The organism is Pseudomonas sp. MIL9 (assembly GCF_016887925.1).
In the GTDB taxonomy this organism is placed as follows: domain Bacteria; phylum Pseudomonadota; class Gammaproteobacteria; order Pseudomonadales; family Pseudomonadaceae; genus Aquipseudomonas; species Aquipseudomonas mohnii.
Genome location: NZ_JAFEHE010000022.1, coordinates 1 through 25,468 on the forward strand (window position 1 = coordinate 1; position 25,468 = coordinate 25,468).

The 25,468-nt window shown below is 57.8% G+C and carries 32 protein-coding genes; 19 read left to right on the forward strand and 13 right to left on the reverse strand.

Features of this window, described 5'->3' with window-relative positions:
* From JQF37_RS22275 to JQF37_RS22310, 8 genes are all read left to right on the forward strand, one after another.
* Nucleotides 1-315: NAD(P)(+) transhydrogenase (Re/Si-specific) subunit beta (locus JQF37_RS22275; protein ID WP_204149763.1), on the forward strand; the 315-nt coding region annotated here is incomplete at its 5' end.
* Nucleotides 316-528: 213 nt separating this feature from the next.
* The gene (locus tag JQF37_RS22280) at nucleotides 529-2,022 is read left to right on the forward strand and encodes an acetyl-CoA hydrolase/transferase family protein (RefSeq protein ID WP_130207918.1); all 1,494 of its coding nucleotides are present in this window, start codon (nucleotides 529-531) and stop codon (nucleotides 2,020-2,022) included.
* Between the two features lie 319 nt (nucleotides 2,023-2,341).
* Nucleotides 2,342-2,557: a DUF1127 domain-containing protein gene (locus JQF37_RS22285; protein ID WP_130207920.1), complete on the forward strand. Its 216-nt coding sequence runs from the start codon at nucleotides 2,342-2,344 to the stop codon at nucleotides 2,555-2,557.
* 256 nt (nucleotides 2,558-2,813) lie between these two features.
* Nucleotides 2,814-3,023, forward strand: a complete 210-nt coding sequence (locus JQF37_RS22290) for a DUF1127 domain-containing protein (protein WP_130207922.1) — start codon at nucleotides 2,814-2,816, stop codon at nucleotides 3,021-3,023.
* 145 nt (nucleotides 3,024-3,168) lie between these two features.
* Nucleotides 3,169-3,489 (forward strand): DUF2388 domain-containing protein, encoded by a 321-nt coding sequence (locus JQF37_RS22295; protein WP_130207924.1) that lies wholly within the window; start codon nucleotides 3,169-3,171, stop codon nucleotides 3,487-3,489.
* Nucleotides 3,490-3,588: 99 nt separating this feature from the next.
* Entirely contained in the window at nucleotides 3,589-3,906 is a 318-nt protein-coding gene (locus JQF37_RS22300; protein ID WP_130207926.1) for a DUF2388 domain-containing protein, read from the forward strand.
* A 28-nt stretch (nucleotides 3,907-3,934) separates the two neighbouring features.
* Nucleotides 3,935-4,255, forward strand: coding sequence for a DUF2388 domain-containing protein (locus JQF37_RS22305; protein ID WP_047535930.1), 321 nt, complete (start codon nucleotides 3,935-3,937; stop codon nucleotides 4,253-4,255).
* On the forward strand, nucleotides 4,252-6,213 hold the full coding sequence (locus tag JQF37_RS22310; protein WP_204149764.1) for a DUF4105 domain-containing protein: 1,962 nt from the start codon (nucleotides 4,252-4,254) through the stop codon (nucleotides 6,211-6,213). Before JQF37_RS22305 ends, JQF37_RS22310 begins: the two co-directional genes overlap by 4 nt.
* A gap of 74 nt (nucleotides 6,214-6,287) precedes the next feature.
* On the opposite strand, the gene JQF37_RS22315 is transcribed toward JQF37_RS22310, so the two are convergent.
* From JQF37_RS22315 to trpB, 3 genes are all read right to left on the reverse strand, one after another.
* Nucleotides 6,288-6,722, reverse strand: coding sequence for an anti-virulence regulator CigR family protein (locus JQF37_RS22315; RefSeq protein WP_130207930.1), 435 nt, complete (start codon nucleotides 6,720-6,722; stop codon nucleotides 6,288-6,290).
* A 121-nt stretch (nucleotides 6,723-6,843) separates the two neighbouring features.
* Nucleotides 6,844-7,656: a tryptophan synthase subunit alpha gene (trpA, locus tag JQF37_RS22320; protein ID WP_130207932.1), complete on the reverse strand. Its 813-nt coding sequence runs from the start codon at nucleotides 7,654-7,656 to the stop codon at nucleotides 6,844-6,846.
* Nucleotides 7,656-8,876 (reverse strand): tryptophan synthase subunit beta, encoded by a 1,221-nt coding sequence (gene trpB / locus JQF37_RS22325; protein WP_047535921.1) that lies wholly within the window; start codon nucleotides 8,874-8,876, stop codon nucleotides 7,656-7,658. The genes trpA and trpB overlap by 1 nt, the downstream gene beginning before the upstream one ends.
* A 123-nt stretch (nucleotides 8,877-8,999) precedes the next feature.
* Here trpB and JQF37_RS22330 point away from each other — a divergent pair, with 123 nt between their 5' ends.
* The gene (locus JQF37_RS22330) at nucleotides 9,000-9,893 is read left to right on the forward strand and encodes a LysR family transcriptional regulator (protein ID WP_130207934.1); all 894 of its coding nucleotides are present in this window, start codon (nucleotides 9,000-9,002) and stop codon (nucleotides 9,891-9,893) included.
* Here JQF37_RS22330 and JQF37_RS22335 read toward each other — a convergent pair.
* Complete coding sequence (locus JQF37_RS22335) at nucleotides 9,890-10,216, reverse strand: DUF883 family protein (RefSeq protein WP_047535917.1); 327 nt, start codon at nucleotides 10,214-10,216, stop codon at nucleotides 9,890-9,892. The two genes, JQF37_RS22330 and JQF37_RS22335, sit on opposite strands and share 4 nt — an antisense overlap.
* Nucleotides 10,217-10,373: 157 nt before the next feature.
* On the opposite strand from JQF37_RS22335, the gene JQF37_RS22340 reads away from it, so the two are divergent.
* A complete protein-coding gene (locus tag JQF37_RS22340) occupies nucleotides 10,374-10,589 on the forward strand; it encodes a dodecin (RefSeq protein WP_047535914.1) in 216 nt (71 codons plus the stop codon).
* 121 nt (nucleotides 10,590-10,710) lie between these two features.
* Nucleotides 10,711-10,932, forward strand: coding sequence for a DUF1161 domain-containing protein (locus JQF37_RS22345; protein WP_130207936.1), 222 nt, complete (start codon nucleotides 10,711-10,713; stop codon nucleotides 10,930-10,932).
* 62 nt (nucleotides 10,933-10,994) lie between these two features.
* Here JQF37_RS22345 and JQF37_RS22350 read toward each other — a convergent pair whose 3' ends face one another.
* On the reverse strand, nucleotides 10,995-11,996 hold the full coding sequence (locus JQF37_RS22350) for an LLM class flavin-dependent oxidoreductase (protein WP_103405394.1): 1,002 nt from the start codon (nucleotides 11,994-11,996) through the stop codon (nucleotides 10,995-10,997).
* Nucleotides 11,997-12,236: 240 nt separating this feature from the next.
* On the opposite strand from JQF37_RS22350, the gene JQF37_RS22355 reads away from it, so the two are divergent.
* Nucleotides 12,237-12,668, forward strand: coding sequence for an OsmC family protein (locus JQF37_RS22355; RefSeq protein ID WP_103405393.1), 432 nt, complete (start codon nucleotides 12,237-12,239; stop codon nucleotides 12,666-12,668).
* Nucleotides 12,669-12,823: 155 nt separating this feature from the next.
* Nucleotides 12,824-13,057, forward strand: a complete 234-nt coding sequence (locus tag JQF37_RS22360) for a DUF1161 domain-containing protein (protein WP_103405392.1) — start codon at nucleotides 12,824-12,826, stop codon at nucleotides 13,055-13,057.
* 6 nt (nucleotides 13,058-13,063) lie between these two features.
* Here the strand turns inward: JQF37_RS22360 and JQF37_RS22365 are convergent, their stop codons facing one another.
* Nucleotides 13,064-13,483, reverse strand: a complete 420-nt coding sequence (locus JQF37_RS22365) for a hypothetical protein (protein WP_130207938.1) — start codon at nucleotides 13,481-13,483, stop codon at nucleotides 13,064-13,066.
* 40 nt (nucleotides 13,484-13,523) lie between these two features.
* A complete protein-coding gene (locus tag JQF37_RS22370; protein WP_130207940.1) occupies nucleotides 13,524-13,946 on the reverse strand; it encodes a hypothetical protein in 423 nt (140 codons plus the stop codon).
* A gap of 59 nt (nucleotides 13,947-14,005) precedes the next feature.
* Between JQF37_RS22370 and JQF37_RS22375 the strand changes: the two genes are divergently transcribed.
* Nucleotides 14,006-15,097: an aminopeptidase gene (locus JQF37_RS22375; protein ID WP_130207942.1), complete on the forward strand. Its 1,092-nt coding sequence runs from the start codon at nucleotides 14,006-14,008 to the stop codon at nucleotides 15,095-15,097.
* Nucleotides 15,098-15,136: 39 nt separating this feature from the next.
* Here the strand turns inward: JQF37_RS22375 and JQF37_RS22380 are convergent, their stop codons facing one another.
* Entirely contained in the window at nucleotides 15,137-15,787 is a 651-nt protein-coding gene (locus JQF37_RS22380) for an HAD family hydrolase (protein WP_130207944.1), read from the reverse strand.
* 44 nt (nucleotides 15,788-15,831) lie between these two features.
* Nucleotides 15,832-16,377, reverse strand: a complete 546-nt coding sequence (locus JQF37_RS22385; RefSeq protein WP_130207946.1) for a gamma carbonic anhydrase family protein — start codon at nucleotides 16,375-16,377, stop codon at nucleotides 15,832-15,834.
* A gap of 88 nt (nucleotides 16,378-16,465) precedes the next feature.
* Between JQF37_RS22385 and prlC the strand changes: the two genes are divergently transcribed.
* Entirely contained in the window at nucleotides 16,466-18,517 is a 2,052-nt protein-coding gene (prlC, locus tag JQF37_RS22390; protein ID WP_130207948.1) for an oligopeptidase A, read from the forward strand.
* Entirely contained in the window at nucleotides 18,514-18,801 is a 288-nt protein-coding gene (locus JQF37_RS22395; RefSeq protein ID WP_130207950.1) for a YheV family putative zinc ribbon protein, read from the forward strand. Before prlC ends, JQF37_RS22395 begins: the two co-directional genes overlap by 4 nt.
* 45 nt (nucleotides 18,802-18,846) lie before the next feature.
* Here the strand turns inward: JQF37_RS22395 and JQF37_RS22400 are convergent, their stop codons facing one another.
* The 3 genes from JQF37_RS22400 to JQF37_RS22410 form a co-directional block, all read right to left on the reverse strand.
* On the reverse strand, nucleotides 18,847-19,491 hold the full coding sequence (locus JQF37_RS22400; RefSeq protein ID WP_103405385.1) for a tyrosine-protein phosphatase: 645 nt from the start codon (nucleotides 19,489-19,491) through the stop codon (nucleotides 18,847-18,849).
* A 118-nt stretch (nucleotides 19,492-19,609) separates the two neighbouring features.
* Nucleotides 19,610-20,140, reverse strand: a complete 531-nt coding sequence (locus JQF37_RS22405) for a hypothetical protein (protein WP_130207952.1) — start codon at nucleotides 20,138-20,140, stop codon at nucleotides 19,610-19,612.
* A 98-nt stretch (nucleotides 20,141-20,238) separates the two neighbouring features.
* The gene (locus tag JQF37_RS22410) at nucleotides 20,239-20,538 is read right to left on the reverse strand and encodes a hypothetical protein (protein WP_130207954.1); all 300 of its coding nucleotides are present in this window, start codon (nucleotides 20,536-20,538) and stop codon (nucleotides 20,239-20,241) included.
* 205 nt (nucleotides 20,539-20,743) lie between these two features.
* Between JQF37_RS22410 and JQF37_RS22415 the strand changes: the two genes are divergently transcribed.
* From JQF37_RS22415 to JQF37_RS22425, 3 genes are all read left to right on the forward strand, one after another.
* On the forward strand, nucleotides 20,744-21,802 hold the full coding sequence (locus JQF37_RS22415) for a PA0069 family radical SAM protein (protein WP_130207956.1): 1,059 nt from the start codon (nucleotides 20,744-20,746) through the stop codon (nucleotides 21,800-21,802).
* A 242-nt stretch (nucleotides 21,803-22,044) separates the two neighbouring features.
* Nucleotides 22,045-22,776 (forward strand): carbonic anhydrase, encoded by a 732-nt coding sequence (locus JQF37_RS22420; protein WP_130207958.1) that lies wholly within the window; start codon nucleotides 22,045-22,047, stop codon nucleotides 22,774-22,776.
* Nucleotides 22,777-22,865: 89 nt separating this feature from the next.
* Nucleotides 22,866-24,392: a SulP family inorganic anion transporter gene (locus tag JQF37_RS22425; RefSeq protein ID WP_130207960.1), complete on the forward strand. Its 1,527-nt coding sequence runs from the start codon at nucleotides 22,866-22,868 to the stop codon at nucleotides 24,390-24,392.
* Nucleotides 24,393-24,510: 118 nt separating this feature from the next.
* Here the strand turns inward: JQF37_RS22425 and JQF37_RS22430 are convergent, their stop codons facing one another.
* Entirely contained in the window at nucleotides 24,511-25,152 is a 642-nt protein-coding gene (locus JQF37_RS22430) for a hypothetical protein (protein ID WP_130207962.1), read from the reverse strand.
* Nucleotides 25,153-25,468: the final 316 nt, after the last annotated feature.

Genomic DNA, 25,468 nt, shown 5'->3' on the forward strand with positions numbered 1-25,468 from the left:
GCCGAGGCCGAAGTGCCTTACGACCAGGTGTTCGAGATGGAAGACATCAACTCCGAGTTCGGTCAGGCCGACGTGGTCCTGGTGTTGGGCGCCAACGACGTGGTCAACCCGGCCGCGAAGAACGATCCGAAATCGCCGATTGCCGGCATGCCGATCCTCGAAGCGTTCAAGGCCAAGACCATCATCGTCAACAAACGCTCGATGGCCAGCGGCTATGCCGGCCTGGACAATGAACTGTTCTACTTGGACAAGACCATGATGGTGTTCGGCGACGCTAAGAAGGTCATCGAAGACATGGTGAAGGCTGTCGAGTAATCCTCTCCGGCAACGCAAACGCCCCGACTTGTCGGGGCGTTTTCATTGGTGAAGATCGTCGGACAAACCGTCGCTTTGTTACCGATTCAGTAACAGTGTTTTGTTTAAAGCATCCGGAATGGACGGCCCTTTTGCGACCTTGGTAGCGGGACGTGAACCTTCAAAATTCACTAGACTGCACATCCTGCTACCCGTTTCCCGAGATAACAATCCATGTACCGTGACCGTATTCGCCTGCCTTCGTTGTTGGATAAAGTGATGAGCGCCGCCGACGCCGCCGCTCTGATTCAGGACGGCATGACCGTCGGCATGAGCGGCTTCACCCGCGCCGGCGAAGCCAAAGCCGTACCCCACGCATTGGCCGAACGGGCCAAGGTCACGCCGCTGAAAATCAGCCTGATGACCGGCGCCAGCCTGGGCAACGACCTCGATAAACAGCTTACCGAAGCCGGCGTATTGGCGCGGCGCATGCCGTTTCAGGTGGACAGCACCCTGCGCAAGGCGATCAACGCCGGCGAAGTGATGTTCATTGACCAACACCTCTCGGAAACCGTCGAACAGCTGCGCAACCAGCAACTGAAGCTGCCGGACATTGCCGTGATCGAGGCGGTGGCGATCACTGAACAAGGGCATATCGTGCCGACCACCTCGGTGGGCAACTCGGCCAGCTTCGCGATTTTCGCCAAACACGTGATCGTCGAGATCAACATGGCGCACCACTCGAATCTCGAAGGCCTGCACGACATTTATATCCCGACTTATCGTCCGACCCGCACGCCGATTCCGCTGGTCAAGGTCGACGATCGCATTGGCAGCACCGCCATTCCGATCCCGCCGGAAAAAATCGTCGCGATCGTGATCACCAACCAGCCCGACTCGCCATCCACCGTGCTGGCGCCGGACGCTGAAACCCAGGCCATCGCCGACCATCTGATCAGCTTCTTCAAGCAGGAAGTCGACGCCGGGCGCATGACCAACAAGCTCGGCCCGCTGCAGGCCGGCATCGGCACCATCGCCAACTCGGTGATGTGTGGCTTGATCGACTCACCCTTCGAAGACCTGACGATGTACTCCGAAGTGCTGCAGGATTCGACGTTCGACCTGATCGATGCCGGCAAACTGAGCTTTGCTTCGGGCAGCTCGATCACCTTGTCGAGCCGTCGCAACGCCGATGTGTTCGGCAATCTGGAACGCTACAAGGACAAACTGGTGCTGCGCCCCCAGGAGATCTCCAACCACCCTGAAGTGGTGCGTCGACTCGGCATCATCGGTATCAACACCGCGCTCGAATTCGACATCTACGGCAACGTCAACTCCACCCACGTCTGCGGCACGCGGATGATGAACGGCATTGGCGGCTCGGGCGATTTCGCGCGCAACGCGCACCTGGCCATCTTCGTGACCAAGTCGATTGCCAAGGGCGGAGCCATTTCCAGCGTAGTGCCGATGGTCAGCCACGTTGACCACACCGAACATGACGTCGACATTCTCGTCACCGAAGTCGGCCTGGCGGACTTGCGCGGCCTGGCGCCTCGGGAGCGAGCTCGCGTGATCATCGATAACTGTGTGCATCCGGACTATCGCGAAGCGCTCAATAACTACTTTTCTGCCGCTTGCGCCCTTGGCGGCCACACGCCACACATCCTGCGTGATGCCCTGAGCTGGCACATCAACCTGGAAGAAACCGGGAAAATGCTCCCGGCGTAATGGATACAGATAGCCGCTGACGCAAACACAGTTTCGTCAGCGGACTACCTTCACGCACTATCCCTTCAAAAACTGTACTGCTGTACCGGTCATTTCCTACCGAATCGGCCTACTCCCCCGCTCAAAATCAGCAAAATCGCGCCACAATGGTGCAGACAAGTACAGTTGCCTCAATTTAGACCAGTACACCCCCCTTAAACAGTTAACTGAGCCATCACAATACAGGTGAACTGTATCTACAGAGACTAGGCAAACGAGAGGATCATGGGCACCAGTTAAACCACTACCTAATGCCGCCACAAGCGGAAGGATGAGCACCATGGAACGTACAATCAGTTCCGATCTGTTTCTCGAAAACACTGCTGCAAAAACCCAGGCTTCCATGCCTCTGCGCGTTATCGCCAACCTGATGCTGTGGCAGCGCCGCATCTCCAGCCGCCATCAACTGGCTCGTCTGGATTCGCGTCTGCTGGCCGATGCCGGGATCAGCGAAGCACAACGCTACGAAGAGCTGAGCAAGCCGTTCTGGCGCTAAGTTAGCGTCGCTGGCTCTGACCTGCAGGGTCCACCGCCAGCAACCCGAATTGAAAAAACAAAACCCGTCGTGGGAAACCACGACGGGTTTTGTCGTTTAGGGTCATTAAATACGGCCACACAGTAGAGGTAGCGTCAGACAAGTACAGTTATGTAAAAACCAAAACTGAACCAGTACAATTTAGGCGCATTGTGTCTGTCATGGAAGCAGCCTCGGTATCACGCTAGGGCCTCTATTCAGCACAAGGGACTGCGCCATGAATCACTTGGTAGATGCGCCTGCTTCCACGCTTCAATCAACCCCACGTTCACACGGGTTTCGTAGACTCTTGAGAGGGCTCTGCAATAGCCTTGAAAGGGCCAGAACCCGGCGATTACTCGGCCAACTCGATGATCGGCAACTCTCGGACGCGGGGATCAGCCATGCCGATCGTGTCAGCGAACTGGACAAACCGTTCTGGCGCTAATGCTCCACTCGAACGGACAGCACTGTGCTAACTGCCCCTCGCGGGCCTAATATCAAACCAGAACGTGGCGAACGCCGAATGCCTGGCGTCTGACTATTCAGGCACCGCGCCATCTTTCAATCGATTTACCCAAAGGAGTTACACCATGTCCCGTCTTCGTCTGCTCAGCGCTGCAGCCCTGCTTGCCGTGGCTGCCAATTCCCACGCCACCAGCTTCATCGTGACCACCGATGCGGTCGTCAACGCGCTCAAGGCCACGTCCGATGCGACCACCGATGTCGTCTCGTCGTCGTTCAAGGATAACAAGATCGTCCTCGCTGCCCGTGACGACGCGGCGAGCTTTGTTGCCACTGAAGGCGCGATCCGCGGCGTAAAACTGGAAAGCGCACTCGACTACATTCGTCATCAGGCGCCACAACTGAATGCAACCGACGCGCAACTGGCGCAAGCGATTCTGACTATCTAAGCGGGAGCGGGACACGCCAGTCGTGTCCCAATATTTCGAAGCTGGCTCTGGACCGGGGCTTACGCTAGCCTTGGGACTCACATTCGACTGTCGAGTCTCATGCGTTTTCTTTCAAATCTGTTTATCTCTCCGGTACTTCTCGCGGCCATCTACTCAGGTTCGGCCCAGGCTTTTGACGCCTTTAACCTGTCTACGCAAGGCACGGTCGCCAGCGGTTACGCCACAAGCATGGTGACCTCCGCGCCCTTCGACCATAAACTGCTGCTCGCCGCCCGGGATGACGCTGCAGCATTCATCGCCAGTGACGGCCAACTGAGAGGCGCACAGCTGGAATCGGCCCTGAATTACCTGCGCCGGACCCAGCCAAAACTTCATGCCAGCGACCTTGAACTGGCACAAGCAATTCTCGTCCAATAGCTATCCCAAGTTTCTCCGGAGTCGTTCCATGCGTAACCCGCTGATTGCCGCCACCCTTGGCCTGCTGCTGCTCGCCGACGTGGCCCAGGCCCATACCCTGGTTGCCACCAGTAACATGCTGATTCGTGCCACCCAGCGCACACTAGATTTCACATCCGATACCACCACCTCCATCCGGGATTCGAAAATCGTCCGCGATGCCCAGGACGATGCCGCCAGTTTCGTTGCCAGCAACGGCGACATTCGGGGTGCACACCTGGAAGCAGCCCTGGGTATGTTGCGCACCCGCGTACCGGAGGCCCGTGACGCCAGTGATCAGGTTCTCGCCGAAGCCATTCTCGCGCTGTGAGGTTTCCAGCTGCCTGGCTGTGGGCCGGGGCGTTGTTGCTGTTCGGCAACGCCGCCCATGCCGGCCTTGAATTACATCTCAAGAGCGACGGCCTGAGTCCCGCCCAACAGCAAGCCAGCCAAGCCTTGCTCGATGAAGCCATACAGGCTCTGCCGCCGCGCTTCATCGAGCAACTCGACCGGCGCATCGACGTCGGCTGGACTGACGACATGCCCGGCAACGCCTACGGCCAGGCGTCTCTGGTGTCGGAACTCGACCTGAATCGCAACCTGCTGGCCAGCCTCACCGACGGCAGCGCCGCAAGCAAAAAGACCTATCGCCCCCATGGCACCGTGCGCCGCGAGATGCTGGCGACGGTGCTGCACGAACTGACTCACATCTATGACCGTTCACGCCTGTGGTCGAAGGCGGAACGCCAACTGATTCAGCGCTGCACCCGGCACCAAAACAGCTCGGGGCTGATCGGTATCCCGGACGAATGCCGCGGTCAGTCCGATCGCCGTTTTACCCTCAGCGATGACCCACGCCTGCTCGACCTCGCCGGATGGCAGCAATACGTCGGCCGTCGTGGCGAACGCGAACAGCACAACCGCCAGATCGCCCGCAGTCCGGATATTTACGAGACCAGCAGCCCCAAGGAGTTCGTCGCGGTCAACATGGAGTATTTCCTCCTTGACCCGAGCTATGCCTGTCGCCGCCCGGCGCTGTACCGCTACTACAAAGAGCACTTCGGCTGGGACCCCAATACCAAGGGTGCTTGCAGCAAAACCTTCGCCTTCCTGAATGCCGGTAACGACTTCGCCAAAACACCCCTGGGGCAGGTCGATCCGGAGCGGGTCTATGCCGTCGACTACCTGCTGGCGGAGGCCAACCAGAACTGGGTCAGCCGCTGGGGCCATAGCATGTTGCGGCTGGTGATCTGTGCACCAGGCCGACCGCGCGGGCCGGACTGTCGACTGGACCTGGATCAGCACCTGGTACTGTCCTACCGCGCCTTCGTCGGCGACGTTCAGCTGTCGAGTTGGGACGGCCTGGTCGGTAAATACCCGTCGCGCCTGTTTGTCCTGCCGTTGGCTCAAGTGATCGACGAATACACCAAGACTGAATTGCGCAGCCTGGCCTCGGTCCCCCTGAACCTGTCGCGCCGCGAGATTGAAGATGTCGTGGAACGCGCCGCTGAAATGCACTGGAGCTACGACGGCAACTACTTCTTCCTTTCAAACAACTGCGCGGTGGAGGAGTTGAAGTTACTGCGTGGCGGCACCAACAATCCCAAGTTGGTCGCTCTGGACAACATCATGCCAAACGGTCTGCTGGAAGTGCTCAAAGGGCGCGGACTGGCGGATACCAGCGTGCTGGACGACCCTCGGGAAGCATTGCGTCTGGGCTATCGCTTCGACTCCTTCCGCGATCGTTATCAAGCCATGTTCGAAGTGTTGAAAAAACACTTGCCGGTCAAACAGGAAACCGTAGAGGACTGGCTGGACTTGAAAGCCGAAGAGCGCCGCAAATGGTTCGAACAGGCTGATTTGCGTACAAGCGCAGCGTTGCTCCTGCTGGAACAAGCCAGCTTTCGCCGCCAGTTGCTGTTGGCCCAGGACGAGGTCAAACAGCGTTATCTGGGCGCCAGAGAACTGAAAAACGGCGGAATGGACAAGGCGAACGAAACGCTGAGGCAAATTCTCGATAACAGCGGCTTTCTCAGCCGACCGGCAGAATTGCTCGGCACCGGCGGATATGGCTTGCCACAGCCTAGTGAATCGCAACATCTGGAATCGGAAAGCAGCCAGCGACAGAAACAACTGCTGGCATTGTCCGGCGATCTGGATAAGGAAGTCAGAGCGCTGCTTGAACCGAGCCGTGCAGCCGAAATGGCGGCCAATGAAGCCAACGTGAAACAGATTGGCGAGCACCTGCGCAAGTTGCACAAGGCAGCGGGCGGCCTGGAGTTACCATAAGGCCAAAACCTGTAGGAGCGAGCTTGCTCGCTCCTACAAGGGTCAGGACGTTCGCCCATCAGCCTACAAACCTGTCAGTACAGAACCCCCTCCAATACCTCATAGACAATCCCCGTTCCCACAGCGATCAGCACAACATCCGCACCCGCCCGGCGCCATTCGTAACCGGGGTAATAGGGCAAGTGGCTCAAGGCCCGGTTATCCAGGCGCTCGCCGTAATAACCTCGGGGCAGCGGCCGCCCACGCACCACAATGACGCCCGGCGGCGGCGGTGCACCCCGCACGAAGTAGCCGTGATTGTCGTGAATTGTCTGGCGCACCGGTCCGAAGTCCCGTGGTGGAGGACCACCGCGATGGTTGTCATGGTCGCGATGATCATCGCCATGATAGTCACCACGGTTATCGTAATGACCGCGATCGTCGTGCTGATCTGCACTGGCCGGCAACAGCGGGGTGGCACTGAGCATCAGAACGCCCAGGCTGGCAATCAGACGCTTCGACATTTTCATCAGGTTTTTCCTCACGACACACGCAACAAAAAGGGCTTCAGAACGAGGTCCTGAAGCCCTGGGTCTTGCTCATTAGTCTGTGCCGGACGGCGCTAATTCCTCTGTATCAGGAACTTTACCCTCAGCTGACGCGCGCTTTACGCACACCTTCGGCCAGCGCCGAACAAAGGCTCAGCACGCCATCCACCGCCTGCTCCGGCGTCGTGGCATTGGCGATGTGATCGATCAACGCCGACCCCACCACCACACCATCAGCCAGACGCGCGATGTTCGCTGCCTGTTCCGGGGTGCGGATGCCGAAACCGATGCTGATCGGTAGATCGGTATGACGACGCAGACGCGCGACCGCTTCTTCGACGTGCTCCAGAGTCGCCGCGCCGGCACCGGTCACACCGGCCACCGACACGTAATACACAAAGCCGGAGCTGCCATTGAGCACGGTTGGCAGACGCACATCGTCAGTGGTCGGCGTGGTCAGACGGATGAAGTCGATGCCCGCTGCCTGCGCCGGGTCGCACAGTTCGCCGTTATGCTCGGGCGGAATGTCGACCACGATCAGACCATCGACGCCTGCCTCTTTCGCTTCCGCAATGAAACGCGGCACGCCGTACTTGTGGATAGGGTTGAAGTAGCCCATCAACACCAGCGGCGTTTCGTTGTTGTCCTTGCGGAACTCACGAACCATTTCCAGGGTTTTCGCCAGGTTTTGCTTGGCAGCTAACGCACGGATGTTGGCGAGCTGGATCGCCGGGCCATCGGCCATCGGATCGGTGAAGGGCATGCCCAATTCGATCACATCGGCACCCGCCGCCGGCAAGCCTTTGAGGATCGCCAGGGAGGTGTCGTAGCTCGGGTCGCCTGCGGTCACGAAGGTCACCAGGGCGGCGCGGTTCTGTTCCTTGAGTTCGGCAAAGCGCGTTTGCAGGCGGCTCATCAGTGTTTCTCCTGCTTCGATTGTTCCATGTGGTGCATAACGGTTTGCATATCTTTGTCGCCACGGCCCGACAGGTTGACCACCATCAGGTGATCTTTCGGCAGGCTCGGCGCGCGCTTGAACACTTCAGCCAGGGCGTGGGCACTTTCCAGGGCAGGAATAATCCCTTCCAGGCGGCAGCATTGGTGGAACGCCGCAAGGGCTTCGTCGTCGGTCACCGAGGTGTACTGAACGCGACCGATGTCATGCAACCAGGCGTGTTCGGGGCCGATACCCGGGTAATCCAGGCCAGCGGAGATCGAGTGAGCGTCGATGATCTGGCCATCGTCGTCCTGCAGCAGGAAGGTGCGATTGCCGTGCAGCACGCCCGGTACGCCGCCGTTCAGGCTGGCCGCATGCTTGCCGGTTTCGATGCCATAACCGGCCGCTTCGACACCGATGATCTCGATGCTCTTGTCGTCGAGGAACGGATGGAACAGGCCCATGGCGTTGGAGCCACCGCCGATGCACGCCACCAGACTGTCCGGCAGACGGCCTTCATGGGCCTGCATCTGCTCACGGGTTTCCTTGCCGATCACGGACTGGAAGTCGCGAACCATCGCGGGATAAGGATGCGGACCGGCCACGGTGCCGATCAGGTAGAAGGTATTGTCGACGTTGGTCACCCAGTCACGCAGGGCTTCGTTCATGGCGTCTTTCAATGTACCGGTGCCGGATACCACCGGGATCACTTCGGCGCCCAACAGCTTCATGCGGAACACGTTGGCTTGCTGACGTTCGATGTCAGTGGTGCCCATGTAGATCACGCAATCCAGACCAAAACGCGCAGCCACGGTGGCGGTCGCCACGCCGTGCATGCCGGCGCCGGTTTCGGCGATGATGCGTTTTTTACCCATGCGTCGAGCCAACAGGATCTGGCCGATGCAGTTGTTGATCTTGTGAGCGCCAGTGTGGTTCAGCTCTTCACGCTTGAGATAGATCTTCGCGCCGCCGCAGAACTCTGTCAGACGCTCAGCGTAATAAAGCGGACTTGGACGTCCGACATAGTCACGCTGGAAGTAGGCTAATTCTTCTTTGAATGCAGGATCTTCCTTGGCAGCTTCGTACTCGCGGGCCAGATCGAGGATCAACGGCATCAGGGTTTCGGCGACGTAACGGCCGCCAAACGTACCGAACAGGCCGTTGGCGTCAGGGCCGTTGCGCAGATTTGTCTGAGTCATTTGGCGCTCCAGTTGAATGCGTGAAGTGACGTGTAAAGAGAGAGTGGGCTTCACTCTACCCCTGACGCCCCGGACTGAAAACCGATAAGATCGCCACAACCTGTCAGGAAAACTCACAGATCAATGAGCCACGACCTCCCACCGCTCAACGCCCTGCGCGCCTTTGAAGCCACTGCTCGCTTGAACAGCGTCAGTCAGGCGGCCGAACAGCTGCACGTCACACACGGCGCGGTCAGCCGACAACTGAAGGTGCTCGAAGAACACCTTGGCGTGAGCCTGTTCATCAAGGACGGGCGTGGCCTGAAACTCACAGATGCCGGTATACGTTTACGCGACGCCAGTACTGAGGCCTTTGAGCGCCTGCGTACGGTGTGCGTCGAACTCACGCAGAGCACTGCCGATGCACCGTTCGTCCTTGGCTGCTCGGGAAGCCTGCTGGCGCGCTGGTTCATTCCGCGACTGGGGCGGTTGAATGCCGATCTGCCGGACCTGCGCCTGCATTTGTCTGCCGGGGAAGGCGATCTTGATCCCCGTCGCCCGGGTCTGGATGCCTTACTGGTCTTTGCCGAACCGCCGTGGCCGGCGGACATGCAGGTGTTCGAACTGGCCAGCGAGCGGATCGGGCCGGTCTTGAGCCCGCGATTCGTCGGCTATGAACGGCTGAAAGATGCACCGGCCACAGCATTGCTGCAGGAATCCGTGCTGCACACCACCTCGCGCCCACAAGCCTGGCCCAGCTGGGCAGAGCAAAGCGGCCTCGACGTGAAGGCGTTGAAATACGGGCAGGGGTTCGAGCATTTGTATTACTTGCTGGAAGCAGCCGTGGCCGGATTGGGCGTGGCGATTGCCCCGCAGCCATTGGTCGCCGAGGACTTGAAGGCTGGTCGCCTGGTCGCACCCTGGGGTTTCAGCGAAACCCCGGCACAACTGGCATTGTGGCTGCCCAAGCGCGCTGCGGACGGGCGCGCCCGGCAACTGGCGCAATGGCTCAAAAACGAGCTGCGCCAGACAAATTAGTCACCGCGTTTGCACAACAGATAGGCCGCCAGCAGCCCCAGCGCCCCCACGGCGACACCGGCTGTAGTCCAAGGGTGTTCCTGGGCGTAGTCCCGGGTAGCGATCCCCGTTTCCCGGGTTTTGACCTTGACCTCCTCATAGGCATCGGCCAGTAGATGGCGCGAATGCCTCAATGCGTTCTCGGCGTTGCCTTTGAGCACCTTGAGGGTTTTACGCGACTCGTCCGAGGCATCGTCCTTCAGGTTTTCCAGGGATTTGAGCAGACTCTCGATTTCCGCTTCCATACTTTGCAATGAGGCTTTACGTAACGAGCTGTTGGCCATGGTGGCTCTCCTGCATTGTTGATGAGTGGCGTGTGTTGGTTGGGACTCCAGAGGCTCGAGAAAGTGCAGTAAATGTGAACCTCTCTGTCAAACCGAGCGACAAAAGTAAGACAGAAAATCACTGCTAGGCTGTATTTCACACCCTAAGGAGATCGCCATGACTGACCATCACACCTATAAAAAAGTCGAACTGGTAGGCTCGTCCACCAGCAGTATCGAAGATGCGATCAACAACGCATTGACCGAGGCCAGTAAAAGTCTCAAGTACATGGAATGGTTTGAAGTGACGGAAACCCGTGGGCATATCAAGGACGGCAAGGCTGCGCATTTCCAGGTGACACTCAAAGTCGGGTTCCGGATCGCCAGTAGCTGAGTTTGATCCTGTCTTCTGAATGTGTGCGCTGGCCGCGTGCCGCATGAAGTGGCAAAGCGCTATATGACTGCGTCCGGCGGCTGACTGGACGCTCCTTTGATCCGACCAGGGAATGCGACCAATGAAGAAGTTTATTTTGGCGGTAGGTTTATTGAGCCTTGCGGGCAGCGCATTGGCGGCCGGCAAACCGTGTGAAGAGCTCAAAGCCGAAATCGCCGCAAAACTCGATGCCAAGGGCGTTTCCGGATACTCGCTGGAGATCGTCGATAAAGGCGCTGCAGCCGGCGGGAAAATCGTCGGTAAATGTGAAGGTGGCGCAAAGGTCATCGTCTACAAACGGTAGGCGATGCCTTTACTCATTAAAAAGCCGACGCCATGGCGTCGGCTTTTTTGTAGCTTTAAACCTCAGCCCTTCATGACTTGCGCCAGCAATTCATAGGAATGCACACGATCGGAATGTTCATACAGGTCGCAGGTAAAAATCAGCTCATCGGCTTGAGTCTGCTCGATCAGCACCTCCAGCCTGGCGCGGATCTTCTGCGGGCTGCCGATCATTGCCAGGCCCAGGAAATCACTGACGGCTTCTCTCTCATGGGGCAACCACAGACCGTCCATGGTTTTCACCGGTGGGCGCTGTACCAGGCTCTGGCCACGCATCAGGGCAAGAATGCGCTGGAACACCGAAGTAGCCAGATAGTCGGCCTGCTCATCGGTATCGGCAGCCACCAGTGGCACACCGAGCATCACATAGGGCTTGTCCAGCACCGCTGAAGGTTTGAAATGGTTGCGATAGACGCGAATCGCCTCATGCATGTAACGCGGTGCGAAATGTGAGGCGAACGCGTAGGGCAAACCACGCTCACCGGCCAATTGCGCACTGAACAGGCTTGAGCCCAGCAGCCAGACCGGCACCTGGGTACCAGTGCCCGGCATTGCGATGACTCGCTGATCCGGAGTGCGCGGCCCGAGGTAACGCATCAGTTCTGCGACGTCTTCGGGGAAATCATCGGCGCTGCCGGAGCGTTCACGGCGCAATGCGCGAGCAGTCATCTGATCGGAACCGGGAGCACGCCCCAGGCCCAGGTCGATCCGGCCGGGATACAGGCTTTCAAGGGTGCCGAACTGCTCGGCGATCACCAGCGGTGCGTGGTTGGGCAACATCACCCCGCCCGAACCGACGCGAATGGTCGAAGTACCACCGGCCAGGTAGCCCAGCAATACCGAGGTGGCCGAACTGGCGATGCCGTCCATGTTGTGGTGTTCAGCGACCCAGAAGCGGTTGTAGCCGAACTTTTCGACGTGTTGCGCCAGGTCCAGCGAGTTGCGCAACGACTGGGCTGCACTGCCGTTCTCCCGCACAGGCACCAGATCGAGGGTCGAAAACTTGATATCGGACAGTCGTTTCATAAACCTGCTTCTCCAATTGAGGGCGCAGGTTTTTTCTTGCGAACGAAAACCTGCCGAATCCAAAAGCATGTTTCATGCAATGAGGGCATATACCCGAGTTTCAATAGCACAGCGAAAATTCCTGCCGAACAGGCGGAGTGATCAGATCAGGTGAACTTTGCACCGCGGTCTATCCTCAGAACCCTAGCGAGGCAAATCACGTAGGCGCGACGCTCCGCGCCGGCTCTTGAGGAGACAAGCATGGCTATCATCAAAAAAGCATCGGCTCATTGGGAAGGTGACCTGAAAACCGGCATCGGTTCGATATCCACGGAAACCGGCGTCCTCAGGGAAGCGCCCTACGGCTTCAAGGCACGTTTCGAAGGCGGCAAGGGCACCAACCCCGAGGAACTGATTGGCGCGGCCCACGCCGGTTGTTTCTCCATGGCGTTCTCCATGATTCTCGGTGACGCCGGTCTCAAAGCCGACAGCATCGATACCAACGCCGAAGTGACCCTGGACCAAGTGGACGGCGGCTTTGCGATCACGGCGGTGAAACTGATCCTCAAGGCGAAAATCCCCGGAGCGAGCCAGGCTCAGTTCGAGGAGTTGAGCAACAAGGCCAAAGAAGGTTGCCCGGTGTCCAAAGTGTTGAATGCCAGGATCAGTCTGGATGCGACTTTGGTCAGCTAGCGCATAAAACATCGCAGCTTCGGCAGCTCAAAGAACCTGCCGAAGCTGCGATCTTTTTTTGCGTGGCCAGAGATTTGCCAGATAAAACTGTGGTCGAATAAATGACAGCAGCCGAATCGCATGATCATCCGCGCTGCCTCAAGGGAGCTTCAACCATGAAACGTTTTACCTTGGCGGTTATCTGTTGCGCACTGGCCACTTCGGCCCTGGCGGCGCCGAAACCCTGTGAAGAACTCAAGGCCGAAATCGAAGCCAAGATCCAGGCCCGAGGGGTTACGTCCTACACACTGGAGATCGTCAAAAACGAAGAAGTGCACGATCAGAATATGGTCGTTGGCTCGTGCGAATACGGCACCAAGAAAATCATCTACCAGAAGAACGATCGCTGATCGGCCTCACGGCACGCAGTTGATCTGCCTTGCTTCGGCGACGATTTCACGTTTGGCGTTGAACAAACGTGCTTCGGGAGTAAATGCCATGGAACGGGCCTCCAGCAGATAGCGCTGACCGGCGTCGAAATGATCGTACTTGATGATCATGTAGCACAGCCGCTCCGTACCGCCGTCGAACAAGTCAGAGCCCCCGCCGGGCACCTCGAAATCAAAGCGCACAGTCAGCTCGTGACTACCGGGCGTCACCTGGAAAAAGCGCCCGTCGCGTGATCGCACGTTGTCCAGCCGTTCGGCCATCAGCAATTTGTCATTGGGGTAGGGCGTAGAGAAATCGACCCACGCCATCTGCGGATTGACCGCCGGCAGAGGACTCGAACAACCGGCGACCACACTTGCAGCGAGTAATAGCATCAACCTGCGCATGATGAATGTCCCGAAAATCAGGTATTCAGCATAGCGCCGATCAGGTGCGTTGGCAGCCCGCCGGTGTGCCCTTGCCGATCACTTTTCGCTGTTGATCGTAAAGCCTGGCCCACGGCCTGAAACCAATATTCCCCGCTTGCAGCTGATAACGCTCACCCGCGTTGAAGTCATCGAATTTCACGTTTATCTGGCAATCACGCCACAGTGTCTCCGCGTTGGGGCCGATGTTGCTGGGTTGAACCGGGAACTGGTAGCGAACCTTCAGCTCATGACTGCCGGGTTGCACCTCAAAATAGCGTTTATCGTTGGCCGCCTGTTTATCCACTTCCAACGCTTGCAACGCCGTATCTTCCTGCTGCGAATCCAGATCGATCCACGCCTGTGACGGATCCTGGCGTGGTATTCCGAATCCAGCACAACCGGCCAGCATCAGCAGGCCTCCCGTCAGCATCAACTTGCGCATAGCGGAGCTCCAGTCAAGCGGGATAGTCTTGCGAGCAGACTTTCCAGGGATTTTTTATTTTGATCAGGCCGCGTCCAAGCCTTGGGTTACTTGATCGCGTTTTGCGCGTTTTGTTTCCGGGCATGTTGTTTTTGTTGCTCAACGGTTGTGCCAGCGTCAGCTACTACAGCCAGCTGGCCAGCGGTCAACTGCAGTTGCTGCGGGCACGGGAGCCGGTTTCCAGTGTGATTGCCGATCCCGATCGCGATCAAAAACTGCGTGCGCACCTGATCCAATCACAAAAAGCCCGCACATTTGCCAGCCAACAGCTGCATCTGCCGGATAACCAGAGCTACCGCTTGTATGCCGACATCGGTCGGCCCTATGTGGTCTGGAATGTGTTCGTCACGCCGGAATTTTCCCTGAAGCCTCAGAACCATTGCTTCCCCATCGCCGGTTGCGTGGCCTACCGCGGTTACTACAGCCAGAGTGATGCGCGGGGCGAGGCGGCGCTGCAACGCCTGCAAGGCATGGACGTGTCGATCGGCGGTGTCGAGGCCTACTCGACCCTGGGCTGGTTCAACGATCCGATCATGAATTCGATGATGGGCTGGGGCGATGAGCGCCTGGCCACGCTGATCTTTCACGAACTGGCGCATCAACGCGTGTATGTGAAAGACGACACGGAGTTCAACGAGTCATTCGCCACCTTCGTCGAACAGGAAGGCACCCGCCAATGGCGCGCATTCCGTAGCCTTCCCCCGGACGATAATAAACAGGCACGGCATCGGGACCAGTTCATTCAATTGGTTCTGGACACCCGGACACAACTGGAAGCGCTCTACGCCCTGCCGCTGCCGCCCGAGCGAATGCGCCAGCGTAAAGTCGCAGCGTTCGAGCAGTTACGCGCCGAATACCGTCAGTTGCGCGATGACCAATGGGCTGGAGACAAACGTTACGACGCCTGGATCAACGCACCGTTGAACAATGCACGGTTGCTGCCGTTTGGCCTGTACGACCAGTGGGTGCCGGCGTTTGCGGCGCTGTTCAAGCAACAGGGAGGCGATTGGGTGAGGTTTTATGCGCAGGTCGAGAAGCTTGGGGCTTTGCCGGTTGAGCAACGCAAGGTGGTGCTCAAGGCAATGGCGGAACCCAAGAGTGCCGGTGGCTGAACAGGCCTCTTCGCGGGCAAGCCCGCGCAGGCGGTTTGCCTAACGCCGCAAAAACGCCTGATGCATCTCATCCAGCGTTTCAAAATGATAGGCCGGCGCTTCGGCGCTCAGTTCTTCCCGACTGCCAAAGCCATAACCGACAGCCGCCGCATCCATCCCATTGCTTCGCGCACCGATCAAATCGTGCTTGCGGTCGCCGATCATCAGGGTATTGGCCGGGTCCAGGCCTTCTTCGGCGATCAAGTGAGCGATCAGCTCGACTTTGTTGGTACGGGTGCCATCCAGTTCGCTGCCGTAAATCACCTTGAAGTGCCTGGCAAAATCGAAATGCCGGGCGATTTCCCGGGCGAACACCCAGGGTTTGGACGTCGCAATGTAAAGCTGACGCCCTTGTCCGCCGAGGGTTTCCAGTAGCGGCGTGACGCCGTCGAAAACGCGATTCTCGTAAAGCCCGGTCACTTTGAAGCGCTCCCGGTAAAAATTGACCGCTTCCCAGGCCCTGGCCTCATCGAAGTCGTAGAACTGCATGAACGCTTGCAACAACGGCGGACCGATGAAATGTTCGAGTTTGCTCAGGTCGGGCTCATCGATGCCCAGTTTGCCCAGGGCAAACTGAATTGAACGGGTGATGCCCTCACGGGGGTCGGTCAAGGTGCCATCGAGGTCGAACAAAACGGTCTGGTAATGCATGAAAATTCCTGGGCAATCGTGGGACGCTGTCCGTTATCCGGGGCTCAGAGCGGGTCGTAGCCTTCGGCCAGATGCAGATCCTTGAGCTTCACGTAGTTCGCCGCGCTGTAGGTGAAAAAGGCTTGCTCCTTGTCAGTCAGCGGCCGGATTTGCTTCACCGGGCTGCCCACATAAAGGAAACCGCTTTCCAGGCATTTGCCCGGTGGCACCAGGCTGCCGGCACCGATGATCACATCGTCGGCGACCACCGCACCGTCCATGACAATACTGCCCATGCCGATCAACACCCTGCTGCCCACGGTGCAACCGTGCAGCATGACCTTGTGGGCGATGGTCACGTCATCACCGATCAGCAATGGGAAACCCTCGGGGTTGAACGGCCCGGCATGGGTGATGTGCAGTACGCAGCCGTCCTGCACGCTGGTGCGCGCACCGATGCGGATGCGGTGCATGTCGCCACGGATCACCGTCAGTGGCCAGACGGAGCTGTCTTCACCGATTTCGACGTCGCCAATCACCACCGCCGAACGGTCGACAAAAGCGCCTTTGCCAAGCAGCGGCGTGTGGTTCTGATACTTGCGAAGGGACACGATAGGTTCTCTCTCTGTCGCTGATAGCTGCGGTGAGTGTCGATTGTAATTAAGATGGCTGCATGTTTCTCCAGCCAAGGTATCAACCGTGAGCGTGAACAACCCTCTCTTGCAGCCCTACGACCTGCCGCCATTCTCCGCGATCCGTGCCGAACACGTGCAACCGGCCATTGAACAGATCCTGGCTGACAACCGTGCCGCCATTATCGAGATCCTCAAAACCCAGGGCAAACAGCCGACCTGGGCTGGTCTGGTACTGGCGATGGACGAGCTCAACGACCGCCTCGGCGCTGCCTGGAGCCCGGTCAGCCACCTCAATGCCGTGTGCAACAGTGCCGAACTGCGCGAGGCCTACGAGTCCTGCCTGCCGGCCCTGAGCGCCTACGCCACCGAATTGGGCCAGAACCGCGAACTGTTCCAGGCCTATGAAGCCCTGGCCAGCAACCCGGAAGCCGCCGGTTTCGATGTGGCGCAGAAAACCATTCTGGAACACTCCCTGCGCGATTTCCGCCTGTCGGGTATCGACCTGCCGGAAGCCGAGCAAAAGCGTTATGCCGAAGTGCAGAGCAAGCTGTCCGAACTGGGCAGCCGCTTCTCCAACCAGTTGCTCGACGCCACTCAGGCCTGGACCAAGCACATCACCGATGAAGCCGCCCTCGCCGGCCTGACCGACTCGGCCAAGGCGCAAATGGCTGCTGCAGCCCAGGCCAAAGACCTGGACGGCTGGCTGATCACCCTCGAGTTCCCGAGCTACTACGCGGTAATGACCTACGCCCAAGACCGAAAATTGCGCGAAGAAGTCTACGCCGCCTACTGCACACGTGCGTCGGACCAAGGCCCGAACGCCGGTCAGAACGATAACGGCCCGGTGATGGAACAAATCCTCGATCTGCGTCAGGAGCTGGCAAAGCTGCTGGGCTTCACCAGTTTCGCGGAACTGAGCCTGGCCACCAAAATGGCCGAATCCAGCGATCAGGTCCTGAGCTTCCTGCGTGATCTGGCCAAGCGCAGCAAACCGTTTGCCGTCCAGGACCTGGAGCAGCTCAAGGCTTACGCGGCGGAACAAGGCTGCCCGGACCTGCAAAGCTGGGACAGCGGTTTCTACGGCGAAAAACTCCGCGAGCAGCGCTACAGCGTTGCCCAGGAAGCCCTGCGTGCCTACTTCCCGATCGATAAAGTGCTGAGCGGGCTGTTCGCCATCGTGCAACGCCTGTACGGCATCGAAATCGCCGAACTCAAAGGTTTCGACACCTGGCACCCGGACGTGCGCCTGTTCGAGATCAAGGAAAATGGTCAGCACGTCGGCCGCTTCTTCTTCGACCTCTATGCCCGAGCCAACAAGCGCGGCGGCGCCTGGATGGATGGTGCGCGCGATCGTCGTCGTACTGCTGGTGGCGCTCTGCAAAGCCCGGTGGCCAATCTGGTGTGCAACTTCACCCCGGCCGACAGCGGCAAACCTGCCCTGCTGACCCACGATGAAGTGACCACCCTGTTCCACGAATTCGGTCATGGCCTGCATCACCTGCTGACCCGGGTCGAGCACGCTGGCGTATCCGGCATCAATGGCGTGGCGTGGGATGCGGTCGAGTTGCCAAGTCAGTTCATGGAAAACTGGTGCTGGGAGCCTGAAGGCCTGGCGCTGATTTCCGGCCACTATGAAACCGGCGAGCCACTGCCTCAGGACCTGTTGGGCAAAATGCTCGCGGCGAAAAACTTCCAGTCCGGCCTGATGATGGTGCGTCAACTGGAGTTCTCGCTGTTCGACTTCGAACTGCACGCCACCCACGGCGACGGTCGTGGCGTGCTGCAAGTACTCGAAGGCGTGCGCGACGAGGTGTCCGTCATGCGTCCACCCGCCTACAACCGCTTCCCCAACAGCTTTGCGCACATTTTTGCCGGGGGTTACGCAGCGGGGTACTACAGCTACAAGTGGGCTGAAGTGCTCTCGGCCGACGCCTTCTCGAAATTTGAAGAAGAAGGCGTGCTCAACGCCGACACCGGCCGCGCGTTCCGCGAGGCCATTCTGGCGCGTGGCGGATCCCAGGAGCCGATGGTGTTGTTCATCGATTTCCGTGGTCGAGAGCCATCGATTGACGCACTCTTGCGTCACAGCGGCCTGAGTGAGGACGCAGCAGCATGAGTGAGGGTCCAGTGGTGACAAAACGACGCTTTATCGCCGGTGCAGTTTGTCCGGCTTGCAGCGAGCCGGACAAATTGATGATGTGGAACGAGGATGGCGTGCCGCACCGCGAATGCGTGGCCTGCGGTTACTCCGACACACTGAATGAACAAGGCTTGTCGGTACCCAAGGAGTTGGGCACCCGGGTCAACACCACCGCCTTGAAAGCACCGGATGCCAAGGTTCAGGCAGTGCAGTTCTTCCCGAACCCGAAGCTGAAGAAAAAGTTAGACGAGCAACACTGAGTGACATGAACCGCCTTCCACTGCGCAACGCAGTGGAGGGCATGGTTACTCGACATGTGCCGACTTGAACCAACTTTTCATCGAACACGCCGCGAACGGGCTAGTGCTGCAATCGCCGTTAGCCAGCGCGGTGCGAAGCTTGTCGACATCGGCCTGCATCATGTAACGAATGCCGTCCTTGAAGTGGGTGCTGTCACCAAAGCCACCATGGGTCATTTCGTTCAGAGCGTCTTCCTTGCTCCAGCCCTGCACCACAACCCGATACATGGCCGCGATCAAACCGGTTCGGTCAGATCCATGCTTGCAGTGCATCAAAACCGGGCCCTTGGCTTCGGCGGTTTGAATGGTGCGCAGGGCCTTGATTATGTCCGCATCATCCACATGATTTGTGCGATAGGGCAGTTGTACCTGGGCGATACCGGGTGTCGACAACCAGCTTGAATCCGGTTCAGGGAGAAAACTGATCACTGTGCCGATCTTGAGTTTTTCCAGAAGCGAAACAGCGCCACTGTCGGGCAGTGCGCTGCGATAGAGCGTCGGGCTCATCTGAAAGAGGTTGTACTGCACCTCGACCGGTTGCGCCCACTCTGGCGGACGAGGCAAAGCCGTGTCGTCTGCGAAGACCGGTGTAAGGTTGAAAAGTGCAACAAGCGATAGGCACATCGCCGGAAAAATGCGCGGTAGGGGCATGCTCGGTTGACCGTTCAGGGAGAGACTGGATGTTGATGTCCCATGTTCAGCCCTGAGCGGTCAAAGGCCCGTGAGGCAGGTGTCAATGAAATGTGAAACGTGCGCGGATCAGCTGAATTTACAATCTCAACTTGGTGAAAGCTTTTATCAGGTTTTCCAGGCCGGGGATTTCTTCGACAGCCGGGCTAGAATGGGGATCAACTCTTTTTACTGAAAAACTTTTACCCCCATCAAAAGAGACAGCGCTTAAACGATCACCGTATTTCGGTTGTTCATCTTCTTCCAGGTCCAATAATCTGATTTGCACCACAAGCCTTTTATCAACGACAGGAAAGACTGAAAGAAACACTCCGTAATCGGAGCTTATCGCTGTCTGATCGCGAAACTCCAGCGCAAGCTGAGTGATTGCACTAATATCTTTCTCATCAACGCTACCATCCGGAACAACATTTATGTCTGACCATGGATCAAACTGAAGAGTATAATCTTCATTGTCGCCCGGATTAAAATGCAAAACCGTGGTTGTTTCATCAGCATGATCTCCGTCACCAGCGCTAGATGACTTCCTCAGAATTTTTAGAATTATTTTATTACTTTCCGGTGTTTCTATTCGCTGTAAGAACACACCTGTGCTTGCGGGTTTCCACATGATAGACATCCTTATTTACTGCTGCGCACAGGTCATATGCGCAGCACGCCACTCCCCCTCCGACAGTTGAAATGTCCAAGGTGACCGGCAAACATCACTCAGGGACTTACGATATTTGCATATGCTTTGGCGAGTGCCAGCAATCTTGCGTTGTCATCAGCATCAATATCTCCATCACCATCCACATCTTTGGTAGTGCCAATACTGAAAGATTGACCACCATCATAAGAGGATGCAATGAAAGTTGTAGTATCAAGCAGTTTTTCGGTTATTGCTCCTGCTTCATCTTGTACCGACTCCTTCAAAGCGAACTGCATGGAAACCAGCACTTCATCTGGATCGACTACGGTTGGACCAAGCTTCTGAAGAAAAATGCCTCGACGATTGAAATACGACATTATTAAATCCTTTAAATGATATCCATAGTTAAGTTGCTGCGAAAAAAATAATACCGACACCTATTACATATAAACCAGACCGCATATGTATCTATTAATGACCTCACCTTGTTATAAAGACTAAAAACAAGAAAGTGCCGAACGGCACTGGTCGGCCGTTGCGCAGCGATGTACTGTATATGCATACAGCAATCAGGGCCAACCCATGCAAACGCCATTGCCCCCCCGTGGCCGCGGCACCGCGACCAACCCACACAATCGTTTCGCCCCCAATCGTTCGGTGGTCGAGGACGACGGCTGGTATCAGGAAGTGCCGGTCACGCAAGGCACCGAAGTGCGAATCGAGACGGCGAAAACCATCATCACCCGCAACAATTCGCCAGATCTGCCCTTTGATCGTTCGATCAATCCTTACCGCGGATGCGAGCATGGTTGCATTTATTGCTATGCACGACCGAGCCATGCCTATTGGGACATGTCCCCGGGACTGGATTTCGAAACGCGCCTGATCGCCAAGACCAACGCCGCTCAGGTGCTGGAGGAACAACTTTCCAAGCGTGGCTATCAATGCGCGCCGATCAATCTTGGCTCCAACACCGACCCGTATCAGCCGATCGAGCGTGAACACAAGATCACCCGCCAAACCCTGGAAGTGCTGCTGCGTTATCGCCACCCGGTGACCATCATCACAAAAGGTTCGTTGATCCTGCGCGATCTGGACCTTCTGGCCGAACTCGCCCGGCAGAGACTGGTGGCGGTGATGATCAGCCTGACCACCCTGGATGACGAACTCAAACGCATCCTTGAACCCCGAGCGGCGGCGCCCAAGGCCCGACTTCGCGCGATCAGGGTCATGCGCAAAGCGGGAATTCCGGTGGGAGTGCTGTGCTCACCGATGATTCCCATGATCAACGACAGCGAACTCGAAAGCCTGCTGACCGAGGCCCATGCGGCCGGAGCACAGAGTGCGGCGTATATGATGCTGCGCTTGCCGCTGGAGGTTGCACCGCTGTTCGAGGAATGGCTGGGCGCTCATTACCCGCAACGGGCGGCTCATGTCCTGAGCCTGATTCGCCAGAGCCGTGGTGGTGAGTTGTACGACAGCCGTTTTGGCGCACGGATGCGCGGCGAAGGTCCCTTTGCCGACCTGTTGGCACAGCGCTTTTCCAAAACCATCAGGCGCCTGGGGCTTAATCAACGGGAAGGGTTTAACCTGGATTGCGAATCCTTTTGTCCGCCAGGTCGCCAAATGTCATTGATATAAGAACAATTGACCTGTTGCCGAGTATTGGGCAGCGCTTGCAGGCATTAGGCTGGTCACGTTTTTTGTGACCTGGAACACACGTTCTAGAGCGCTTGATTCAGTTTGAATTAAGATTCGGCGACTACCTTGTTCATCGAGTGACTGACGGGTCGGAATTTTTTGGCCTGGATGTTTTTAAACAGCCACTGGCTTCACACCGGATAAAAAGGGAAATTCCCTGATTCCGCAAAAGAGGATGAATCATGAGTGACAAGGATAAACAGCCGCTGGCTGCGTCGGCGTCTGCCCAACCGGAGGCGGAAACCGCCGATGCAGCGCTGCATCATATCGTTGACGGCTTTTTGCATTTTCATCATGAGATCTTTCCGCAACAGGAAGCACTCTTCAAAAAACTCGCTACCGCCCAACGACCGCGAGCAATGTTCATCGCCTGTGCGGATTCGCGCATCGTTCCTGAATTAATCACTCAAAGCTCTCCCGGCGATCTGTTCGTCACTCGCAATGTGGGTAACGTCGTACCGCCTTACGGGCAAATGAACGGTGGTGTTTCCACGGCCATCGAGTACGCCGTGCTGGCTCTTGGCGTGCATCACATCATTATCTGCGGACACTCCGACTGTGGCGCGATGCGCGCGGTGCTCAACCCGCAGAGCCTGGAAAAAATGCCGACGGTCAAAGCCTGGCTGCGACATGCCGAAGTGGCGAAAAACATGGTTCAGGAGAACTGCAACTGCGCCAATGAAAGCGAAAGCATGCACGTCCTCACCGAGGAAAATGTGATCGCCCAGTTACAGCACTTGCGCACGCACCCGTCAGTGGCTTCGCGCATGGCCAATGGTCAGTTGTTTATCCACGGCTGGGTTTACAACATCGAAACCAGCGAAATCAAAGCCTACGATGCCGATCAGGGCTGTTTCCTGCCGCTTAATGGCAGCCTGCCGATTCCTGTGGCGACGCCCAAAGCGCGCTTCTAAATACTCCTAAATCCCCGCGTGGTTAAGCCGAGGCTGCCGATCAGGCGCCTGGCTTTGCCATGCCTGAAGAAAACTACGGGAGAATCAACATGCGTGCTGCGCAACTCAAAGCTGTTCTGCCACGTGAGCTACTGGCTTCGGTGGTCGTGTTCCTGGTCGCCCTGCCCTTGTGCATGGGCATTGCCATTGCTTCGGGACTTCCCCCAGCCAAAGGCCTGATCACCGGGATCATCGGTGGTTTGGTGGTGGGCTGGTTGGCCGGTTCCCCCTTGCAGGTCAGCGGCCCCGCGGCAGGCTTGGCGGTGCTGGTGTTCGAACTCGTGCGCCAGCATGGTGTGGCCATGCTCGGGCCGATCCTGTTGTTGGCGGGTTTTCTGCAACTGGTGGCCGGTCGATTGAAACTGGGCTGCTGGTTCAGGGTGACGGCGCCTGCCGTTGTGTATGGCATGCTCGCCGGCATCGGGGTATTGATCGTCCTGTCCCAGGTGCATGTGATGCTCGATGCCGCGCCCAGGCCTTCGGGACTGGATAACCTGGCGACGCTCCCCGCTGCCGTGGCCCAGGCCTTGCCTTCTGTTGGCTGGCAGGCCGGTTTGCTCGGGTTGGGAACCATCGCGGTGATGTGGCTGTGGGAAAAACTACGCCCGCAATCCCTGCGCTTCATTCCAGGCGCGTTGCTCGGCGTTGGTCTTGCCACGGTCACCAGCCTGGTGATGGCATTGCAGGTCAAGCGCGTGGAAGTCCCGGCCAACCTGGCCGAAGCCATTGATTGGTTGCGGCCGGCCGACCTGCTTAACCTGGCTGATCCCACCCTGCTGATCGCCGCGTTTGCCGTGGCCTTTATCGCCAGCGCCGAAACCCTGCTGTCCGCCGCCGCAGTAGACCGCATGCACAGTGGTCAGCGCTCCGATTTCGATCGCGAACTGTCGGCACAAGGTATCGGCAACATGCTCTGCGGTCTGCTTGGCGCGCTGCCGATGACCGGCGTGATCGTTCGCAGCTCAGCCAATGTGCAAGCCGGAGCCACCACACGGTACTCGACGATTTTCCACGGGCTGTGGCTGCTGGCGTTCGTGATGCTGCTGTCGAGTGTGCTGCAAAGCATTCCCGTGGCAAGTCTGGCCGGCGTGTTGGTTTATACGGGTTTCAAACTGGTCGACCTCAAAGCGTTTCGCAGCCTGGGACGTTATGGCCGCATGCCGATGTTCACTTACGCCGCGACCGCGCTGTCGATCGTTTTCACCGATCTGCTGACCGGTGTGCTGATCGGCTTCGGCTTGACCCTGGCCAAACTGGCCTGGAAAGCCTCACGCTTGAAGGTCAGCCTGATCGACCTGCCCAAAGAGGGTGAGATGGAGTTGCGGCTGGTGGGCGCGGCCACGTTTCTCAAAGTGCCGGCGCTGACCCGGATACTCGCCAGCATTCCTGACGGCGCAACGGTGCATGTGCCGCTCAATAATCTGAGCTACATCGATCATGCGTGTCTGGAGTTACTGGAGGAATGGGGTCGGGCGAATGCGTCGAAGGGCTCGAAGCTCTTGATCGAGTCCCGGGGATTGAAGCGCCGGCTGGAGGGACGGGTGCGAACCAACATCGGTATAGGTGCATCTGGCTGAATACCCCTGTAGGAGCGAGCTCGCGATGGGCAAAAGAACACCGCGGGGTGTCAGGATACCCGCGTAATCGTTGTCGACCATCGCGAGCAGGCTCGCTCCTACAGTGGACGGAGGTGGATCAGGCCTCCAGCTCCAGGCCCACGCCCAGGCGGCGGGACATGCACGGCCAACGCTTCCACGCGGCGCCGGTGTCCGGGCTGCTGAGCTTCTCGCGGTAGGCCTCTACCGACTCCAGAGCGAAACTCTCTTCGTTGAGCATCTCGTCGAAAGCGTGATGCACCGCCTCGTCCAGTTGGTTGGCGAACTCCTCACCGATCAATTGGTGGGCAATCAGGTTGGCGACAGTCATGTCCAGGGGGATCAGTGGCTGGCCGAAATGCTTGATGTACAGGTCATTGACCTCTTCGACAAACCGATGCGCCAGGTAGGCCTCGTCCAGCAGGCTGTCGAGCCCGACGTGCCCGGCCATGATCGCCGGTGGCTGGAGGAAATACTGCTCGGCGATTTTCAGCACCGGTTTGATCTGTGACTCGATACCCGCTTCCCTGGCGACTTCATTGGCTGCGTCCAGCAGATCAGGCACTTCGTCGATGTAGGCGGCGACAAAACGTGTCAGTACGCCATTGGCATCCGCCTCCGGCAATTGGATCGCCGGGTGCAAGCGAGGCAGTTTGCTTTCCAGCTGACGCGTCAGCAGGCCGGTTTCGGCTTCGTGTTGTTGGGCTTTTTGGATCTGCTCGCGCAATGCGGCGGTGTTCATGAAAACTCCAGGAAACAAGGCAATGAAATAGGGAAGACATAACTTAGCTGGCTTACGAAAAATGCTAAGACGCATTTGTCATAATTATTTCATCCTTGAGACACCTGCGTTATATCGATTTGCCACCACTCGTCTGCATCCTTCTCCAATCGTGGCCTGCAACGCAAGTTAATGCTGTTTCAGATCATTTACGCCTTCGCATTGCGAGGTGAGAGTCGCTGTCTATACTCGGACTTGAATGGAGTTAGCTGATGACGCCCGACTGCAAATGCAGCAAGGCCCGGCGATTCAAGTTCGTAGTCTGATGCAGCCGCTC

What these genes read in the sequence shown, in the direction of transcription:
- JQF37_RS22280 (WP_130207918.1), top strand. Translation starts at nt 529, where the DNA reads ATGTACCGTGACCGTATTCGCCTGCCTTCGTTGTTGGATAAAGTGATG.
- JQF37_RS22285 (WP_130207920.1), top strand. Translation starts at nt 2,342, where the DNA reads ATGGAACGTACAATCAGTTCCGATCTGTTTCTCGAAAACACTGCTGCA.
- JQF37_RS22290 (WP_130207922.1), top strand. Translation starts at nt 2,814, where the DNA reads ATGAATCACTTGGTAGATGCGCCTGCTTCCACGCTTCAATCAACCCCA.
- JQF37_RS22295 (WP_130207924.1), top strand. Translation starts at nt 3,169, where the DNA reads ATGTCCCGTCTTCGTCTGCTCAGCGCTGCAGCCCTGCTTGCCGTGGCT.
- JQF37_RS22300 (WP_130207926.1), top strand. Translation starts at nt 3,589, where the DNA reads ATGCGTTTTCTTTCAAATCTGTTTATCTCTCCGGTACTTCTCGCGGCC.
- JQF37_RS22305 (WP_047535930.1), top strand. Translation starts at nt 3,935, where the DNA reads ATGCGTAACCCGCTGATTGCCGCCACCCTTGGCCTGCTGCTGCTCGCC.
- JQF37_RS22315 (WP_130207930.1), bottom strand. Translation starts at nt 6,722, where the DNA reads ATGAAAATGTCGAAGCGTCTGATTGCCAGCCTGGGCGTTCTGATGCTC.
- trpA (WP_130207932.1), bottom strand. Translation starts at nt 7,656, where the DNA reads ATGAGCCGCCTGCAAACGCGCTTTGCCGAACTCAAGGAACAGAACCGC.
- trpB (WP_047535921.1), bottom strand. Translation starts at nt 8,876, where the DNA reads ATGACTCAGACAAATCTGCGCAACGGCCCTGACGCCAACGGCCTGTTC.
- JQF37_RS22330 (WP_130207934.1), top strand. Translation starts at nt 9,000, where the DNA reads ATGAGCCACGACCTCCCACCGCTCAACGCCCTGCGCGCCTTTGAAGCC.
- JQF37_RS22335 (WP_047535917.1), bottom strand. Translation starts at nt 10,216, where the DNA reads ATGGCCAACAGCTCGTTACGTAAAGCCTCATTGCAAAGTATGGAAGCG.
- JQF37_RS22340 (WP_047535914.1), top strand. Translation starts at nt 10,374, where the DNA reads ATGACTGACCATCACACCTATAAAAAAGTCGAACTGGTAGGCTCGTCC.
- JQF37_RS22345 (WP_130207936.1), top strand. Translation starts at nt 10,711, where the DNA reads ATGAAGAAGTTTATTTTGGCGGTAGGTTTATTGAGCCTTGCGGGCAGC.
- JQF37_RS22350 (WP_103405394.1), bottom strand. Translation starts at nt 11,996, where the DNA reads ATGAAACGACTGTCCGATATCAAGTTTTCGACCCTCGATCTGGTGCCT.
- JQF37_RS22355 (WP_103405393.1), top strand. Translation starts at nt 12,237, where the DNA reads ATGGCTATCATCAAAAAAGCATCGGCTCATTGGGAAGGTGACCTGAAA.
- JQF37_RS22360 (WP_103405392.1), top strand. Translation starts at nt 12,824, where the DNA reads ATGAAACGTTTTACCTTGGCGGTTATCTGTTGCGCACTGGCCACTTCG.
- JQF37_RS22365 (WP_130207938.1), bottom strand. Translation starts at nt 13,483, where the DNA reads ATGCGCAGGTTGATGCTATTACTCGCTGCAAGTGTGGTCGCCGGTTGT.
- JQF37_RS22370 (WP_130207940.1), bottom strand. Translation starts at nt 13,946, where the DNA reads ATGCGCAAGTTGATGCTGACGGGAGGCCTGCTGATGCTGGCCGGTTGT.
- JQF37_RS22380 (WP_130207944.1), bottom strand. Translation starts at nt 15,787, where the DNA reads ATGCATTACCAGACCGTTTTGTTCGACCTCGATGGCACCTTGACCGAC.
- JQF37_RS22395 (WP_130207950.1), top strand. Translation starts at nt 18,514, where the DNA reads ATGAGTGAGGGTCCAGTGGTGACAAAACGACGCTTTATCGCCGGTGCA.
- JQF37_RS22400 (WP_103405385.1), bottom strand. Translation starts at nt 19,491, where the DNA reads ATGCCCCTACCGCGCATTTTTCCGGCGATGTGCCTATCGCTTGTTGCA.
- JQF37_RS22405 (WP_130207952.1), bottom strand. Translation starts at nt 20,140, where the DNA reads ATGTGGAAACCCGCAAGCACAGGTGTGTTCTTACAGCGAATAGAAACA.
- JQF37_RS22410 (WP_130207954.1), bottom strand. Translation starts at nt 20,538, where the DNA reads ATGTCGTATTTCAATCGTCGAGGCATTTTTCTTCAGAAGCTTGGTCCA.
- JQF37_RS22415 (WP_130207956.1), top strand. Translation starts at nt 20,744, where the DNA reads ATGCAAACGCCATTGCCCCCCCGTGGCCGCGGCACCGCGACCAACCCA.
- JQF37_RS22420 (WP_130207958.1), top strand. Translation starts at nt 22,045, where the DNA reads ATGAGTGACAAGGATAAACAGCCGCTGGCTGCGTCGGCGTCTGCCCAA.
- JQF37_RS22425 (WP_130207960.1), top strand. Translation starts at nt 22,866, where the DNA reads ATGCGTGCTGCGCAACTCAAAGCTGTTCTGCCACGTGAGCTACTGGCT.
- JQF37_RS22430 (WP_130207962.1), bottom strand. Translation starts at nt 25,152, where the DNA reads ATGAACACCGCCGCATTGCGCGAGCAGATCCAAAAAGCCCAACAACAC.